The sequence below is a fragment of the Pontivivens marinum genome (assembly GCF_900231835.1).
Classification (GTDB): domain Bacteria; phylum Pseudomonadota; class Alphaproteobacteria; order Rhodobacterales; family Rhodobacteraceae; genus Pontivivens; species Pontivivens marinum.
Genome location: NZ_OCTN01000001.1, coordinates 542,248 through 558,755, shown reverse-complemented (window position 1 = coordinate 558,755; position 16,508 = coordinate 542,248). Strand labels below are relative to the sequence as shown.

Here is a 16,508-nt window from a genome sequence, read left to right as displayed (position 1 = left end):
AAAGCGGCCTATCTTAGTCTCATGTTTAGATTTGCCCTGATATTTATGTTGCTTCCCGGTGTGGCGCTCGCGGATTGCGTTGTGCTGCTGCATGGCTTGGCCCGTACCGATGCGTCGTTGATCGTTATGGAAACGGTCCTCTCGCGTGAGGGGTATAGCGTCGTCAACCACACCTACCCGTCCAAGCAGGGGCGGATAGATGAACTGGCCCGCGATGCGGTTCCCGATGGCGTGCAGGCCTGTCAAGGGGAACAGCCGGTACATTTTGTGACCCATTCCATGGGCGGAATTGTGCTGCGGCAATATCTGTCGGACAGCACGATTGCGGGTTTGGGACGGGTTGTGATGTTGGCACCGCCCAATCAGGGTGCGGAGCTGGTGGATCAATTGCGCGACTTGCCGGTGTTCAACTGGATCAATGGGCAGGCAGGCGCGCAGTTGGGAACGGATGCTGCATCTGTGCCAAGCCAGCTTGGCCCCGTGCGGTTCGAGGTCGGGGTTATCGCGGGTGATCGCACGATGAATGTCGTGACATCCGCGCTGATCGACGGTCCCGATGATGGTAAGGTTTCGGTCGCGGAAACACGGGTTGAGGGGATGACGGATATGATCGTTTTGCCCGTCACCCATACCTTTATGATGAACGACCCCGTTGTGATTGCGGAGGTTCTGGCATTCTTGCGCACGGGTCAGTTCGAGCGCGATCTGGGGCTTACAGATGCGCTCGAAGAAATCGTTACCGCGCCCGCGCAGTAATCCGGTTTACGTGGCCCATCTTGCGTCCGGCACGGCTTTCGGTTTTGCCATATAGATGCAGGGCGCTGCCAGCCTCGGCTGCGTAATCGGCCCAGCTATCGGCATCTGCGCCGATCAGGTTCAGCATTTCAGCATCGGAATGGCGCTGTCCATCGCCCAGCGGCCACCCTGCCACGGCGCGGATATGCTGTGCGAACTGGTCGGTCAGGCATGCATCCTGTGTCCAGTGGCCGGAATTATGCACCCGTGGCGCGATCTCGTTCACGATCAGGCCCTGCTGGGTCACGAACAATTCCACCCCCATGACGCCGACATAGTCGAGCGCGTTCAGGATGCGACCCGCGATCAACACAGCATCCGTTTGCAACCCGCGTGATACGGGTGCGGGAACCGTGGTGGTGTGCAGGATGCCGTCGCAATGCACGTTTTGACCGGGGTCAAAGCAGACCGTCGCGCCGTCCAGCCCGCGCGCACCAATGACGGAGATCTCGGCGGTAAATTCAACAAAGCCCTCCAGCACGCTGGGGGCGGTAACCTCGGGCAGGGTGGCGTCGGTGATGCGGGCCTGCCCCTTACCATCATAGCCAAAGCGACGGGTTTTCAGGATCGAGGGTGTGCCGAGCTGGTCAACAGCAGCTTTCAGCGAGGTCGCATCGTCAACCGCCGCAAAGGGCGCGACGTTCAGGCCGATACCTTGCAGGAATTCCTTCTCGGTGATCCTGTCCTGCGAAACGGCCAACGCGCGGCGGTTCGGGCGGATCGGCACGAGGCTCTCGATCAGGTCGAGCGCAGCGGTGGGCACGTTCTCAAACTCGTAAGTGACAACATCGCAGGTCGAGGCAAAGGCACGCAGGGCGGCTTCATCCTCATATGCGGCGGTCGTGCAGGTATCCGCGACCTGCGCGGCGGGGCAATTTGCGCCCGGTTCAAAGATATGAACCCGCAGGCCCAGCGGTGCAGCGGCCAGTGCCAGCATGCGCCCCAGTTGTCCGCCGCCAAGGATACCAATGGTCGATCCGGGTTTCAGCGCATCATTCATCAACTGGTTCATCCGGAATTGATGCGGAAAGGGCCGCGCGCCATGCGTCCAGACGCTCAGCCAATGCGGGATCTTCGTTCGCTAGGATCGCGGCGGCCATCAGACCGCCATTTGCCGCCCCTGCAATGCCGATGGCCATGGTGGCAACGGGAAAGCCCTTGGGCATTTGCACGATGGAATACAGGCTATCGACGCCTGACAGCGCCTTTGTCTGCACCGGAATGCCGATCACGGGCACGCGGGTTTTGGATGCCATCATACCAGGCAAGTGCGCGGCACCGCCAGCACCGGCGATAATCGCCTTTAGGCCCCGTCCAGCCGCGGCGCGCCCATAATCCCACAGCCGATCCGGCGTGCGATGTGCGCTCACGATTTTGGCCTCATAGGCGATGCCTAATTCATCCAGTATATCTGCTGCTGCTTTCATCGTAGGCCAGTCCGATTGGCTGCCCATGATGATCCCGACTTTCGGCTGCATTGCCACCTCCGCAAAAGATGAGGGCGCACCATAGGCGCGCGGCCCGTAAACTCAAGCGATGATATCAGGGGTCAGGTCATCCTCGATCCGGGCGATCTGATCCTTGAGCGCGAGTTTTTGTTTCTTCAGCCGCCGCAGGGTCAACATATCGGCGCGGCCTGACTGATCCAATGCGGCGATTGCCTCATCCAGATCGCGGTGTTCGCGCAGGAAAACGTCGAGGCGAACACGCAGGACGCCCTCGCGGTCCATTTTGGTCATGTCACGCATGTGCCACCCTTTGCGATATTGAGATTTGAATCTAACATTACTGACCTTCGGCGCAATGGCTGCCTGTTGTTGTCGCGCAATGTCTGCTTACATGAGTCGCATGAAACTCGTTCAACTTTTTCGAAAGCGTATGAAAAGAAAGCCCGTTGTGGCGGTCATACGCTTGCACGGTGCAATCGGGACCGGTGGTGGTATCGGGGGGCGAACGCTTTCCGATGTCGGAACAGCGCAATTGATCGAGCGGGCATTCGCGTCCAAGCGGTTGAGCGCGGTTGCCCTGTCCATCAATTCGCCCGGTGGCTCGCCAGCGCAATCCGCGTTGATCGCGGCGCGCATCCGCAGATTGGCGGCGGAAAAGGATGTTCCCGTCTATGCCTTTTGCGAGGATGTTGCCGCATCCGGTGGATATTGGTTGGCCACAGCTGGGGATGAGATTTTTGCGGATGATAACTCGATCATCGGGTCTATCGGCGTCATTTCGGCCAGTTTCGGTTTTCAGGAGTTGATCGCCCGCCACGGGATTGAGCGGCGCGTTTATACCGCAGGTGAGGATAAATCGATGCTTGACCCGTTCCGCCCCGAACGGGCGGAGGATATCGAACGGCTGAAATCATTGCAGCGCGATATCCACGATAACTTCATTGCGCAGGTCAAGGGCCGTCGCGGTGCGCGCTTGGCTGATCGTGATCTGTTCACCGGTGAGGTCTGGGTCGGTGCACGTGCGCAGGAGGTCGGCCTGATCGACGGTGTTGCGCATCTGGTGCCCAAGATGAAGGAAGTCTTTGGCAAGGATGTCGCGTTCCGTGTCAGCAGCCCGCGCCGACCGCTTTTGTCGCGTCTGGGCGCACCGGGCGTCAGCGACCTGCTCGCCGCTGTTGAGGAGCGCGGCCAGTGGCAGCGCTGGGGGTTGTAGGCGTGATTGTAAAGATTGTCGTTCTATTCCTCGCCTTCATCGCCATCCTTGGCATGTTCGGAAAGCTGAGCCTGCTGGGCATCGGGAAACGTCGCCGTGTATGCCGCGACTGTGGCGGACATGTCATAGGTAAGAGCTGTCCGTGCGGAAAGTCACAATAAACTGCTCATAATTGTCTTGGCCATATTGTCGCAGGGCATCGAATACCTATGTGCCACACGACCATGCCGGAGGTTCGGTGTGATGGAGGCGGTATGAATTTGATCTTAACGGCGAGCGGGCTTGTTCTGCTGGTCATTGCTGGCGATCTTCTGGTTCGTGGTGCGGTGGCTCTATCCTTACGCCTTGGCATACCTGCTCTCGTTGTTTCATTGACCATTGTTGCATTCGGCACCTCAGCGCCGGAATTGCTGATCGCGATCCAGTCCGCCTTGGACGATCTGCCGGGCATTGCCTATGGCAACGTTGTCGGTTCGAATATCGCGAATGTTCTGTTGGTGATCGGCCTGCCGGCATTGCTGGCCACGATCCGCACGCGCGAATGTGATACCCGCCGCAGTTTCGCGCAGATGATTATCGCCTCATTACTGTTTATCGGGCTGTGTTTCGTTGGGCCGCTGGACAGTTGGCACGGCATTGTCATGCTGGTCGCATTGGCGGTGGTGCTGTTGGATGCATACCGTTCTGCCCGCGCGGCCCGCAGCGCATGTAGTGGCCCTGTGGATGATTTGGCTGATCTGGAGGATGCAGAGCCGGACATGCCCGGCCTGAAGATTACCGGATTTCTGCTGGTAGGTTTGTTCGGTTTGCCGCTGGGCGCGCATTTGCTGATTACCGGTGCGCAGGCTATCGCGATCAAGCTGGGCGTGTCCGAGGCCGTGATCGGCCTGACATTGGTTGCTATCGGCACATCTCTGCCAGAACTGGCCACCACGGTTATGGCGACATTGCGCAAACAGGCCGATGTGGTTCTGGGCAACGTGATCGGGTCGAACCTGTTTAACCTGCTGGCAATTATGGGTGTCGCCTCGTTCTTTGGTCCGCTGGAGGTGCCTGAGGGCTTCCTCTCGTTCGATTTGTGGGTGATGTTGGGCACATCGTTGCTGTTGGTGCCGTTCGTGTTCGGCTGGTTCAACGTAACCCGCATTTGGGGCATCATCTTTGTCGCACTATATGTCGCCTATCTGATGTTGATAAGTAATACCCACTAAGGAGACGCGCCATGAAACCGGGATATGCACTTGTCACCGGCGGCGCGCAAAGGTTGGGACGTGCGATGTCTCTTGCGCTGGCGCAGGATGGCTGGGCCGTTGCGATCCACTATAATTCCAGTGATGAACAGGCGAACGCCTTGGCTGAGGAGATTTCGGCCGCTGGCGGTACTGCCGTGACCGTGCAGGCGGACCTGCTGGATGTGGATGCGACGGCAAGCTTGGTCGCGCGCGCATCTTCTGCATTGGGGCAGCCGCTAACGCTGCTGATCAACAATGCCTCTATCTTTGAATATGACAACTTCGCCACCGCCACGATGGAAAGCTGGGAACGGCATGTCGGCTCGAATGTGCGGGCGCCGTTTCAGTTGACCCAAGCCTTCGCCGCGCAGGCCCCTGAGGCCGTTGCGGACAGTAACGGTGAGCCGGTCGCTCAGGCCGCCGTTGTGAATATGTGCGATATGCGGGTGCGAAAGCTAACGCCGGAATTCACCACCTATACCATCGCGAAATCCGCGCTGTGGACCCTGACGCAAACAGCGGCGCAGGGATTAGCGCCGCATGTGCGGGTCAATGCAATCGGTCCCGGGCCAACCATGCAGGGCACCCGGCAATCTGACGCGCATTGGGACAATCAGCGCGCGGCAACGATTCTAAACCGGGGCTCGGACCCGCAGGAGATCGTCGCGGCGCTGCGGTTCATGCTGTCTGTGGATGGATTTACTGGCCAGCTTTTATGCATGGATGGTGGTCAGCATCTTGCATGGAAAACACCGGATGTGCAGGGGGTGGAGTGACCTTTACGATTCGTCTGAGTCGAATTGTCCACGCGTCATATATCTGTCGTTGGACTGTTATGATTCATCGTGGAATTTCAATGATCTACCTTGTATGTAATAATTTATCGTTCAAAAACAGCAACTTAAAATGCTGATTAAAAAATAGGCAAATTGAGAGAGGCCCTTATTTACAAGGGCTATGGTAAGTTCACACACAGGTGTCCTCAGGTTTATCCACAGGAATGGTGGACAGCTTTCCCCTTGTACGCATCCAGGCCGCATTGCAGGCCAAACGAGAATCACGAAACTGCACAAATGGCACACAACAATCAGCACAGCTTTGACGAGGAGGGTCGCGCACGGACCGCGCAGGATGATGTGCGCCCGGGTGTCGAGGTTATCAGCGACCATGTGAAAACCCTGCCCGACGCGCCCGGCGTGTACCGGATGTTGGATGCAAAGGGTGAGGTGCTCTATGTCGGCAAGGCGCGTTCGCTGCGCAAGCGGGTGGCGAATTATACCAAGCTGGTCGGGCAGTCAGCACGCATTGGCCGGATGATCGCCAACACCGCCTCAATGATGTTTCTGCGCACGGAGACGGAGACAGAGGCGCTGCTGTTGGAGCAGAACCTGATCAAGCAGCTCAAACCGCGTTACAACGTGCTGCTGCGCGACGATAAGAGCTTCCCCAATATCCTCGTGACAGACGATCACGGCTATCCGCAAATCACCAAGCATCGTGGAGCCAAGGCGCGCAAGGGCACCTATTTCGGGCCCTTCGCCTCTGCCGGATCGGTGAATGCCACGCTGAACACGCTGCAAAAGGCATTTCTGCTGCGCAATTGCACCGACTCGATGTTTGAGAGCCGGACCCGTCCCTGTCTGCTGCATCAGATCAAGCGGTGCTCCGCCCCTTGCGTTGGTAAGGTGAGCGAGGAGGAGTACGGCGCGCTGGTCGATGATGCGGTGAAATACCTTCAGGGCCGCTCTACCCGCGTACAGACGCAGTTGGCCAAAGAAATGGCAGAGGCTTCCGCCGCGATGGAGTTCGAGCGTGCAGCCGCCCTGCGCGACCGTATCCGTGCCATGACCAATGTGCAGTCCACGCAGGGTATCAACCCCGATACCGTGGCCGAGGCGGACGTGATCGGATTGTACGAGACGAACGGGCAGGCCTGCGTGCAGGTCTTCTTTTTCCGTGCGCATCAGAACTGGGGCAACCGGGCCTATTATCCGCGCACGGGGGGGGCCGAATCCGCGGCGGAAATCCTTGAGAGCTTTATGGGCCAGTTCTATTCGACCAAGGATCCCGCCCGCATGATCCTGATGAGCCATGAGATCGAGAATGCCGACCTGATGCGTGAGGCACTGAGCCTGAAGCTGGGCCGCAAGGTCGTGATCGGCGTGCCGCAACGGGGTGAGAAGAAGATGCTGGTTGAGCAGGCGGTAAGCAACGCCCGCGAAAGCCTGGGCCGCCGGATGAGCGAAACCGCAACGCAGGGCAAGCTGCTGGCCGGTTTGGCCGAGGCATTCGATCTGGACGCGCCACCGCAGCGCATCGAGGTTTACGATAACTCCCACATTCAGGGCGCACATGCCATCGGCGCAATGATCTGCGCGGGGCCTGAGGGGTTCCTGAAATCGAGCTACCGTAAGTATAATATCAAGGGTGAGGGCATCACCCCCGGCGACGATTTCGGCATGATGAACGAGGTGCTGGACCGCCGTTTCGCCCGCCTGATGAAGGAAGACCCCGACCGCAAATCCGATCAATGGCCCGATCTGGTTCTGATCGATGGTGGCATGGGACAGGTCAGCGCGGCTGAGGCAGCCTTGGCCGAGCTGGGGGTTGAGGGCGTGGACATCATCGGCGTGGCCAAGGGGACAGAACGCGATGCCGGTAAGGAGGTGTTCTATCGCCTCGGCATGCCGCCCAAGGCCCTGCCATTCCGCGATCCCGTTTTGTATTTCACGCAACGCCTGCGGGATGAGGCGCATCGCTTTGCCATTGGCACCCACAGGGCCAAGCGGGCAAAGGCGACCACCGCAACCCCGCTGGACGAAATCCCCGGTGTGGGCGCGGCGCGCAAACGTGCTCTGCTGGCGCATTTCGGCTCGGCCAAGGCGGTCACGCGGGCAGGGCTGGCGGATCTAAAGGCGGTGGACGGAATATCGGATCAATTGGCCGAGCAAATCTACGGCTTTTTCAACACGGGTGGCTAGCGGCCCGGTGTCGGTGATTGAGGTGTGGCGGCTACGAATATGTGGGAAACCATAGTTTTTGCGCAACTCTCTCTATCGCCCGCGCTATGCAGCGGCTAAATGGGATATATGCGCTGGACCATACCAAATATTCTGACCGTGCTGCGGGTGCTTTGCGCCCCGCTGATCGCGATTGTCTTTCTCGCACTGCCCCGCCCGCTGGCGGATTGGGCAGCCCTGATCCTGTTTGTCGGCGCGGCCTTGACCGATTTCGTCGATGGCTGGATTGCCCGCCGGTATAATATGGGTACTGCCTTTGGCAAAATGCTGGACCCCATCGCGGATAAGGCGATGGTGATTATCGCGCTATCGGTGCTGTTCGGGTTTCTGGGGTTCAATTGGTTCTATGCCGTGCCCGCAGCATTCATCCTGCTGCGTGAGGTTCTGGTTTCCGGCCTGCGCGAATTTCTGGGCAACGTGAAGCTGGATGTGACCAAGCTGGCAAAGTGGAAAACCACGGTGCAGATGGTCGCAATCGCCACGCTGCTGGGGGCAGGTGCCTTTGGCGCGGAATATCAAAGCCTCGCCTTCACACTGGAGCCTGCATTGCATGACGCAATTTTGCAGGGCGAGGTGGCGGATACTGTCGGGTTGGTGCCGCTATACCTCGCCGGTGATTTTGTGCTGCTGTTGGGCCTGATCCTGCTGTGGATCGCGGCGCTACTGACGGTTCTGTCCGGTTTGGATTATTTCCGTAAGGCGATGCCCTATCTGGAGGACGCGAAATGAAGGTGCTTTATTTCGCATGGCTGCGCGAACGGATCGGCCTGAACACTGAGCAGGTCGAAACACAGGCCGCCACCGTTGCAGACCTCGTCGCGGAGTTAAGCGCGCGCGAGGAACGCTATGCCGTTGCCTTTGCCGACATGTCCGCTGTTCGGGTCGCTGTGGATCAAACCATGACCGATATTTCGGCATCGCTGGTTGGCGCGAGCGAGGTTGCCTTCTTCCCACCGATGACGGGCGGGTGATGAGCGTTTCTGTTCAGACAGAGGATTTTGATGTCGGGGCGGAAATTGCCGCGCTGACGCAGGATCGTACCGATATTGGCGCTGTTGTGACCTTTACCGGCCTCGTGCGTGACATGGGCGGCGCGCAGGCGGTCAGCGCGATGGAGCTGGAACACTGGCCCGGCATGACCGAACAGGCATTGGAGCAGATCGCGGCGGAGGCATCAGCCCGCTGGCCCCTACAGGCGGCGCGGATTGTGCATCGCTATGGCCCGCTGTTGCCCGGTGATCAGATTGTGCTGGTCGCGGCTGCTTCGCCCCATCGCGGTGCCGCGTTCGAGGCAGCAGAATATATGATGGATTTCCTGAAAACCCGCGCGCCCTTTTGGAAAAAGGAAACGACGCCCGATGGTGCGCGCTGGGTTGATGCACGGGATGCGGATGATGCAGCGCAGGCGCGCTGGGATCAGGGCTGAGAGTCAGCGCGGGCCTTTTCTGCCTCATAGGCGGCCTGCCATTCCGAATTTTGCTGCCGTGCCGTGCGGAGGCCATCCATGGCGGCGTCGAGTTCCGCCTGCTTTTCGCGCAATTGCGATCGTAGCGATTGGTCGGTGGCGGCCAGTTGTGCGGCGATGGCGGCTTGGCCTTCCTCGGCCTGTGTCAGGCGGGCGGTCATGCTGTCTACGGTTTCGACCATTGCTGTGCCCGCACGGGCCAGACCGCTATAGATCCAGCGCAGGACCCAGCCCAGCAGGACCGCCCCGACAAGTGCGACAGTCATAGCGATCACCAGATCGGAGCGGGTCATTGGGCCTCATCCTCTTCTACGGGAGTGGTTTCATCAGCGGCGGGGGCCTCTGTCAGGGTGAATTCGATACGGCGATTTGCCTCGCGCCCCTCGGCGGTGCCGTTATCAGCAATCGGCGATGCCTCACCATATCCGGTGGCGGTCATCCGGTCCAGAAAGACACCCCGCGCCAGCAATGCATCCAGCACACTATCGGCGCGGCGTTGCGAGATGGTCTGGTTCATTTCCTCACCACCGCTGCTATCGGTATAGGCCTCAACCGTGACGTTCAGGTCAGGGCAAGTGGCCAGAATGCGTGCGATGGCGTCTAGCGGCGGCGCGGACGCAATTTCCAGCGTGGCAGAGGATGGCGCAAATATGATGCGGTCCACGGCCTGAACCGCCGTTACCTGCTGCTGACATTCGGCCAGTGTTTTGTGCAGTACCTCAAGCGTGACCGCCGTAGCGGCTTGTTCCAGCTCGTATTCCTCAACCTTGACCATGATGGTTCGGTCACCGGACAGGCGTTCCTCAAGAATGGCGGTAATATTATCGGCCAAGCCGTTTCCGGCGCCACGGCCCGTAATATTCACACTGCCAACGTCGATGCGGATGGTGCCCGTGTCCAGCATGGCCAGCACATCGACCAGCGCCAGCGCATCGGCCAGCGGTGGGGCTGTGCCGGGCAGGTCGGCGATCAGGTCTAGGCTCAGCTCACGCCCGGGGAATTCGGATTCGGCATAGCTCAGCATGGTTTCAACACCTGCCTCGCCGGTCACTGCTCCAACCGCGCTAAGTCGATCCGGTGCGATTGTCAGCGTCATATCCCGTGGTGGCGTGATGATGCTGTCCGGCGCGACCTCTGGCGTGATCGTGATGACGCGCAGGGAATATCCATCGGGCAGATCGGTTTCAAACTGTCCGGTGACTGTGTCCAGCCGAGCCTGCTCCAGATCATCAGGGATGCTCAACGCGACAACGCGGTCGCGAATGGAGATAGCAGCGTCGGATAGTTCGTTGAGCATTTCTATGGAGAGCTGAACCGTGTGGGTCCAATCCGCATCTGGTGCCCCCAGCGCGACAGAGCATTCCAGATCGTTCTGCCCGCTGGTGGCGGCGACTTGGCGGGTGATGGTGTTGCTATCTTCCTCGGACTCTGCTGCGCAGGCACCCAGTTGGAATGCGCCGTCCTGTACGGATAGGTCAAAGGGGTACGGGCTCAACGTCATGCGCGGCGCGCTGAGCGATAGGGCCATCTCCTGCCCAGCGGGCGTTGCCGCGGCGATTTCTGCCAGCAATTGTTGGCGGATCTCGGCATCGGGCAGAGCTGCCTCAATCGACACTGTGCCGTCAGTGACCATGATGCGGCCCGTCGCGATTTGTGGGGCGATTGTGCCAAGCAGCGCCATGGTTTGCTGCCAATCGGCCTGTGGTTCCGTCTCAACCACGCGGGTCAGGTCAACGACGCGGCGGTCGAAAACCTCGGCCATTTGGGGCAAGGCATCGGTCAGCGTCGCGGGCGTGCTGCCCAGCAGGGTGACGAGGTCAGGCGCGAGCAAAATGTCAAAGGATAGCGGATCAGGCACAGCAATCGCGGCATCGCTCAGCACGATCTGATCTGTGATATGCTCGCGGCGCATCACGGCCTCGGCTACCTCCAGCGCGCGAAAGCGTGCGGCCTCGCTGGGGGCATTGCCAGTCAGGGTTACGTTAAACCCGTCGGCGGTGGCGGTGACCCAATCCTGCCCTGCGGCGGACAGGGCGGTGCCAACGGTGCGCTGGGTTTGGCCCTCAAACTCATCCGCGCCGATCCGGGCCAGATGCCAAGCCCCGACGCCTGATGCGCCAAATCCCGCTAGGGCGACGATGATTGCGATGACCTTCATGCGAACTCCAGTGATTGCCGCGATGCCCTTGACCTAGACATGCGGCAAATCCATCGCAAGGCCAGCCTCACACCATTAACATTGGTAATGCAGCCGCCAGTGATAAAGCACCCGCCAGCAGCACCCCCGCATCCCGGTTGGATCGGAACAGGTGCAGGCAGACATCCGTATCGTCGATATCTAGATGCCGCAATTGCCACCATAGATGCGTCCCGAACGCCCAAACGCCGCCAAGTGCGATGACCAATACCAGCACAGATGCACCGATCAGCGCCGAGATCACAGAATACAGCGCCAAAACGACCGCAAGCACGAGGAACAGCATCAGCCAGCGTGGCGTGCGTTCTGCAAATAGGCGCGCGGTTGATTTAACCCCGATCAGGGCATCGTCTTCCTTGTCCTGATGGGCGTAGATCGTGTCATAGAACAGCGTCCACGCAATACCGGCGAGGTATAGCGTCACCGCCGGCCATTCCAGCGTGCCGCGCACGGCAACCCAAAACAGCAATGCACCCCAGTTGAACGCAAGGCCGAGGAACACCTGCGGCCACCACGTAAACCGCTTGGCAAAGGGATAGATCGCAACGGGGATCAGCGCCACAACACCCATCCAGATCGCCGCCCATGGGAAGCTCAGCAAAATCGCGAAGGACAGGGCCAACTGTCCGCCCAGCCACAGATAGGCCTGCCGGCGTGTGACTTGGCCGGATGGTAACGGGCGTGAGCGGGTGCGGGCCACGGCGGCGTCGAATTCCTGATCGCTTAGGTCATTCCACGTGCACCCCGCGCCGCGCATCAGGAACGAGCCTAACGTGGCGGCCAGTGCGTACCACAGCGTTTGTGCGGTCCAACCGCCCATGGTTGCCGTGGCCAGCGCCAATGCCCACAGGCAGGGCAGCAGCAATAGCCACGTTCCGGCGGGGCGGTCGGCGCGGCTCAACCGTAAATAGGGGCGCAACCCGCGCGGGGCATAGCGATCCACCCAGTTTTGGTCCACTGCATCGGCCACGCGGCCATCATCGGGGCTGATATTTTGCGAGTCGTCATTCATGCCGCCCTTATTGCAGATCGGCAGGGCAAGTTCAGCAACCACGTGCAGATAGTTGCAGGTGACGCGCGCTGCTTTGACGGATATTGCAGGGGCAAAGGTGGAGGATCGCATGGAACAGGCAAAGATCAGATTGTTCGTCGAGGATGACTTGGCCGAGGGGGCAGTGCTGAACCTTGCCGCGCAGGCGCATTACCTGACCAACGTCATGCGTTTGCAGGCGGGTGCGCTGGTCGCGCTGTTCAACGGGCGCGATGGCGAATGGACCGCACGCTTGGTCGAGGCAGGTAAGCGGCGCGTCACTGCGGAATGCTTGGGGCAGGCCGTGGGGCAGGGCATGCCGCCCGATCTGTGGTTGCTCTTTGCCCCGATCAAAAAGGCCCGCACCGATTTTATCGTGGAGAAGGCGACGGAGATGGGGGCACGCCGCATTCAGCCGGTCTTTACCCGTTTCACCAATTCCGAGCGCGTGCGCCCTGATAAACTGCGTGCCCATTGTATCGAGGCGGCGGAGCAATGCGGCGGCGTTTACGTGCCTGAATTGCTGGCCCCGACACCACTGGACAAGCTGCTGGATACGTGGCCCGCTGATCGCCGCCTGATGTTTTGCGATGAAACGGCGGATGGCATGGATGCTATGGGCGCGTTGACCGCGGCGGGCGGCGATAAATGGGCGATCATCATCGGGCCAGAGGGCGGTTTCGCGACTGAGGAGGCCGAGCGCCTGCGCGCATTGTCGCAATCGGTTCCGGTCAGCCTTGGCCCGCGTATCCTGCGTGCGGACACTGCCGCAGTCGCCGCGATGGCGCTGTGGCAGGTCGCATGTGGTGATTGGCGCGTGTGATTAGTCCACCGCATCCGCCGCGATACTGGCAAAGCCTTCATCCAGTTCCGTGGCAATAGCGGCCAAATCATCGCCGCCCTCGGCCATATAGGGGCTGAGCACGAAGGTCGGCGTCTTATAGCTCAACGTGGCGGTGCCATCCTCGTCTTCCGTGACATACATGCGGATCGGGGCCTCGATCATCGCGGCCGTGCTGATGGCGAGGGTCCGCACGGCAATGTCGTTGTTAAACACGCCGATCACGCGGTTGCCCGGAATGGTGATGCCACGTTGTGCCGCCGCGCCGGTCGGGCCTGCCTGTGTTACAACGCCGTATCCATTCGCGGTGACGGCCGCAGTTACATCGTCCACCAATGTTTCATAGGCTTTATCCGTGGGCATAACGACCCAACCTTCGCGTTCGGTCAGCGGTCCGGCCAGCGCAACAGTGGGCAGCAGGGCAAGGGCGGCAAGTGTAGGTAAAAGGCGCATGTGCACTCCTAGGTTGTGTTCGCCCTATAGGTAGGGGCGATCCGGTCAAAGGTCGCATCACCAATCCGTGCACGGGCACTGGCAGCATGCCGCGTAGATGCCTATCATCAGGTATTCTGTGAAAGGACACCCGTCATGATCCGCCCCGAAATCGTGGAATGGACCCGTCGTAATGCCGAGGCATTGGGCATGATCACGCTGGTCCTGCTGGGCCTGTGGATTGCAACACGCGGCGGTCCGGTTTTGGCCGTGATGGGCGGTGTGGTCATCCTGATCGGTCTGGCGCTGCTACGCTCGGCGTTGTTGCGCTTGCGGTTCACGCGGCGCAAGGGCGACCCCGGTGTCGTTTTGGTGGACGAGTTGCGTGTTGGCTATTTCGGCCCGGATACCGGTGGGTTTTTCGAGATGGGGCAGGTGCGCGCGATTGAGTTGGTTAGCTATCCCACCGGGGCACATTGGACCCTGCGGGGTGAGGGTGAGCCCCTGAAAATCCCCACGGCGGCGGAGGGTGCGGCGCAGCTATTCGACGTCTTCGCCACATTGCCCGGCTTTCCGATGAAGCGCGCCATGGATCTGGTCGAGGGCGGCGGAGGCTCCGTCACGCATCGCCTATGGGTGGCAAAGGACGAGGATTCCAGACCGATGCGCGCGCTGCATTAATCAGTCGCGGGGCCGCTCCATCTGCCATTGCAAATGGGCCCGCACGGTCGGCCATTCGGACGCAATAATCGAATAAACCGCCGTGTCGCGCAGTGATCCATTGGCCAGCACGCTATGTGAGCGCATGATCCCGTCCAGTTTCGCACCCAACCGCTCAATCGCGCGGCGGCTTTGATGGTTCATGAAATGGGTGCGGAATTCCACGGCGATACAGTCCAGTTGCTCGAACGCATGGGTCAGCAACATCATCTTGCATTCGGTGTTCAGGGGGCCACGCTGTACGGATTTGCGATACCATGTCGATCCGATTTCCAGCCGCCGGTTCACGGCGTCGATGTTCATATAGGTGGTCATGCCAACGGCGCGGCCTGAACTGCGCTCAATAATCGCGAAGGGCAACATATTGCCCAGCGACAGGCGGCGGTCGATTTCGGCCTCAACCGCATCGGGGGCAGGGATGGTGGTGTACCATAGGCGGTGTAGCTCACCATCAGCGGCTGCCTGTTGCAGATCGGCGCAATGGGTTTGGGCCAGTGGGGCCAGCATGGCGGTGTCACTGGTCAATGTTACAGGGTCGGGCCAGTTTGACATGGTGTTCTCCTCTAGCGTCTAATCCTGACTAGAGTGTCGTGAATGCACTGGCACGTTATGAATTGCGTTGAATACAATTGGCCGTGCACGAAACAGTGATTTTCGGGTTGGGACGTTGCCAAGTCTAAATGTTCCCGTTACGCCAGAAAGTCCTTAGCGCATGCCGGAGGAGGCCCGCCCAATGTCCATCCCTCAATCAGGTGGAGGGCCGATCGAACATCGCGATCAGCTTGCCGAATATCTCGAATCCGGGTGCAAACCCACACAAGACTGGCGCATCGGCACCGAGCACGAGAAGTTCGGCTATTGCCTCGAAACGCACCAGTCGCTGCCCTATGAGGGGGACCGGTCCGTCCACGCCATGCTGTCGGGCCTTAGCACACGCTATGATTGGGCACCGGTGCTGGAGCAGGGCAAACTGATTGGTCTGCAAAAGGCTGGGGCAAATATCTCGCTGGAACCGGGCGGCGCGTTGGAATTAAGCGGTGCACCGCTGGAAACCATCCACCAGACCTGTGACGAGGTGAACACCCATCTGGCGCAGGTAAAGGCGATTGCGGGCGAAATCGGCGTCGGCTTTATCGGTCTGGGTGCGGCCCCGAATTGGCTGGAGGAAGATGTCAGTCTGATGCCCAAGGGGCGTTATGCCCTGATGGACCGCTATATGCATCAGGTCGGAACCACCGGCACATGGATGATGCGGCGCACCTGTACCGTGCAGGTCAACCTCGACTTCGGGTCCGAGGCCGACATGGTCAAGAAATTCCGCGTTGCGCTGGCCCTGCAACCCGTTGCAACCGCGCTGTTCGCGAACTCCCCGTTCTGGGAGGGTAAGATTAATGGCTGGCAAAGCTGGCGCGCGCGCATCTGGCGGGACTTGGACAAGGCCCGCACCGGCATGCTGCCCTTCGTTTTCGAGGACGGCATGGGGTTTGAGCGTTACGTGGATTACGCGCTCGATGTGCCAATGTATTTCGTCTATCGCGACGGGAAATATATCGACGCGCTGGGCATGAGCTTCCGCGATTTCCTCAAGGGTGAATTGCCTGCGCTGCCCGGTGAGGTGCCCACACTCAGCGATTGGGCCGATCATCTGACAACCACCTTCCCCGAGGCGCGGATCAAGAAATACATGGAGATGCGCGGCGCCGATGCTGGCCCGTGGCGTCGCCTCTGTGCGCTGCCCGCGTTCTGGGTTGGTCTGATGTACGATCAGGGCGCGCTGGATGCCGCATGGGATCTGTGCCGCGACTGGACCGAGGAGGAGCGCGCCGCGCTGCATCACGACGCCGCGAAATATGGCCTAAAGGCTGAAATTCGGGGTGAGACGATGCAAAGCCTTGCCGGTCGCTGTATCGAGATCGCCAATTCCGGCTTGATCGCTCGCGCCCGCAGTGGTGCCGGTGGTTTGATTCCGGACGAGACGCATTTCCTCGACGCCTTGCGCGATATCGTGGCGCGGGGGCAGACGCCCTCGGATGAGCTGCTGGCGCAATATCACGGTGCTTGGAACGGCAATATCGACAAGGTTTTCGACGAATATAGCTATTGATTCAGGCGGGG

19 protein-coding genes are annotated in these 16,508 nt (G+C 60.0%); 11 read left to right on the top strand and 8 right to left on the bottom strand.

Translation table 11 applies throughout. The features are described from left to right. The first annotated feature begins 45 nt into the window (after positions 1–45). Entirely contained in the window at positions 46–756 is a 711-nt protein-coding gene (locus CR254_RS02805) for an alpha/beta hydrolase (RefSeq protein WP_245851359.1), read from the top strand. Here CR254_RS02805 and CR254_RS02800 read toward each other — a convergent pair. Genes CR254_RS02800 through CR254_RS02790 form a run of 3 tightly spaced genes read right to left on the bottom strand, consistent with a single transcriptional unit; the run spans position 737 to position 2,543 of the window. Beyond that, a complete protein-coding gene (locus CR254_RS02800) occupies positions 737–1,795 on the bottom strand; it encodes a 5-(carboxyamino)imidazole ribonucleotide synthase (RefSeq protein ID WP_097928279.1) in 1,059 nt (352 codons plus the stop codon). The genes CR254_RS02805 and CR254_RS02800 overlap by 20 nt on opposite strands. Beyond that, positions 1,788–2,273, bottom strand: a complete 486-nt coding sequence (purE, locus tag CR254_RS02795) for a 5-(carboxyamino)imidazole ribonucleotide mutase (protein WP_097928278.1) — start codon at positions 2,271–2,273, stop codon at positions 1,788–1,790. The genes CR254_RS02800 and purE overlap by 8 nt, the downstream gene beginning before the upstream one ends. 51 nt (positions 2,274–2,324) lie before the next feature. Beyond that, the gene (locus tag CR254_RS02790) at positions 2,325–2,543 is read right to left on the bottom strand and encodes a YdcH family protein (protein ID WP_097928277.1); all 219 of its coding nucleotides are present in this window, start codon (positions 2,541–2,543) and stop codon (positions 2,325–2,327) included. 130 nt (positions 2,544–2,673) lie between these two features. On the opposite strand from CR254_RS02790, the gene CR254_RS02785 reads away from it, so the two are divergent. The 7 genes from CR254_RS02785 (at position 2,674) to moaE (ending at position 9,134) form a co-directional block, all read left to right on the top strand. Continuing rightward, on the top strand, positions 2,674–3,456 hold the full coding sequence (locus tag CR254_RS02785) for a S49 family peptidase (protein ID WP_245851356.1): 783 nt from the start codon (positions 2,674–2,676) through the stop codon (positions 3,454–3,456). A 254-nt stretch (positions 3,457–3,710) separates the two neighbouring features. Further along, entirely contained in the window at positions 3,711–4,667 is a 957-nt protein-coding gene (locus tag CR254_RS02775; RefSeq protein ID WP_097928274.1) for a calcium/sodium antiporter, read from the top strand. An 11-nt stretch (positions 4,668–4,678) separates the two neighbouring features. Beyond that, positions 4,679–5,464, top strand: coding sequence for an SDR family oxidoreductase (locus CR254_RS02770; RefSeq protein ID WP_097928273.1), 786 nt, complete (start codon positions 4,679–4,681; stop codon positions 5,462–5,464). 297 nt (positions 5,465–5,761) lie between these two features. Beyond that, complete coding sequence (gene uvrC / locus CR254_RS02765; protein WP_097928272.1) at positions 5,762–7,669, top strand: excinuclease ABC subunit UvrC; 1,908 nt, start codon at positions 5,762–5,764, stop codon at positions 7,667–7,669. Positions 7,670–7,777: 108 nt separating this feature from the next. After that, entirely contained in the window at positions 7,778–8,437 is a 660-nt protein-coding gene (pgsA, locus tag CR254_RS02760) for a CDP-diacylglycerol--glycerol-3-phosphate 3-phosphatidyltransferase (RefSeq protein ID WP_097928874.1), read from the top strand. Continuing rightward, a complete protein-coding gene (gene moaD / locus CR254_RS02755; protein ID WP_097928271.1) occupies positions 8,434–8,679 on the top strand; it encodes a molybdopterin converting factor subunit 1 in 246 nt (81 codons plus the stop codon). The genes pgsA and moaD overlap by 4 nt, the downstream gene beginning before the upstream one ends. Then, positions 8,679–9,134, top strand: a complete 456-nt coding sequence (gene moaE / locus CR254_RS02750; protein WP_097928270.1) for a molybdopterin synthase catalytic subunit MoaE — start codon at positions 8,679–8,681, stop codon at positions 9,132–9,134. The genes moaD and moaE overlap by 1 nt, the downstream gene beginning before the upstream one ends. On the opposite strand, the gene CR254_RS02745 is transcribed toward moaE, so the two are convergent. From CR254_RS02745 to ubiA, 3 genes are all read right to left on the bottom strand, one after another. Then, positions 9,125–9,466, bottom strand: a complete 342-nt coding sequence (locus CR254_RS02745) for a hypothetical protein (protein ID WP_097928269.1) — start codon at positions 9,464–9,466, stop codon at positions 9,125–9,127. The two genes, moaE and CR254_RS02745, sit on opposite strands and share 10 nt — an antisense overlap. After that, a complete protein-coding gene (locus CR254_RS02740) occupies positions 9,463–11,331 on the bottom strand; it encodes an OmpA family protein (RefSeq protein ID WP_097928268.1) in 1,869 nt (622 codons plus the stop codon). The genes CR254_RS02745 and CR254_RS02740 overlap by 4 nt, the downstream gene beginning before the upstream one ends. 67 nt (positions 11,332–11,398) lie before the next feature. Then, positions 11,399–12,382, bottom strand: coding sequence for a 4-hydroxybenzoate octaprenyltransferase (ubiA, locus tag CR254_RS02735; RefSeq protein ID WP_097928873.1), 984 nt, complete (start codon positions 12,380–12,382; stop codon positions 11,399–11,401). Between the two features lie 109 nt (positions 12,383–12,491). Here ubiA and CR254_RS02730 point away from each other — a divergent pair, with 109 nt between their 5' ends. After that, on the top strand, positions 12,492–13,223 hold the full coding sequence (locus CR254_RS02730) for a 16S rRNA (uracil(1498)-N(3))-methyltransferase (protein WP_097928267.1): 732 nt from the start codon (positions 12,492–12,494) through the stop codon (positions 13,221–13,223). Here the strand turns inward: CR254_RS02730 and CR254_RS02725 are convergent, their stop codons facing one another. Continuing rightward, positions 13,224–13,694 carry a DUF302 domain-containing protein gene (locus CR254_RS02725; protein ID WP_097928266.1) on the bottom strand — a complete coding sequence of 157 codons (471 nt, stop codon included), beginning with the start codon at positions 13,692–13,694 and terminating at the stop codon, positions 13,224–13,226. It lies immediately after the preceding gene. A 135-nt stretch (positions 13,695–13,829) separates the two neighbouring features. Between CR254_RS02725 and CR254_RS02720 the strand changes: the two genes are divergently transcribed. Then, positions 13,830–14,354 carry a hypothetical protein gene (locus tag CR254_RS02720; protein ID WP_097928265.1) on the top strand — a complete coding sequence of 175 codons (525 nt, stop codon included), beginning with the start codon at positions 13,830–13,832 and terminating at the stop codon, positions 14,352–14,354. Here CR254_RS02720 and CR254_RS02715 read toward each other — a convergent pair whose 3' ends face one another. Next, on the bottom strand, positions 14,355–14,945 hold the full coding sequence (locus CR254_RS02715) for a GNAT family N-acetyltransferase (RefSeq protein WP_097928264.1): 591 nt from the start codon (positions 14,943–14,945) through the stop codon (positions 14,355–14,357). It abuts the gene before it with no gap. Between the two features lie 181 nt (positions 14,946–15,126). On the opposite strand from CR254_RS02715, the gene CR254_RS02710 reads away from it, so the two are divergent. Further along, positions 15,127–16,497 (top strand): glutamate--cysteine ligase, encoded by a 1,371-nt coding sequence (locus CR254_RS02710; protein WP_097928263.1) that lies wholly within the window; start codon positions 15,127–15,129, stop codon positions 16,495–16,497. The last annotated feature ends 11 nt before the right edge of the window (positions 16,498–16,508 follow it).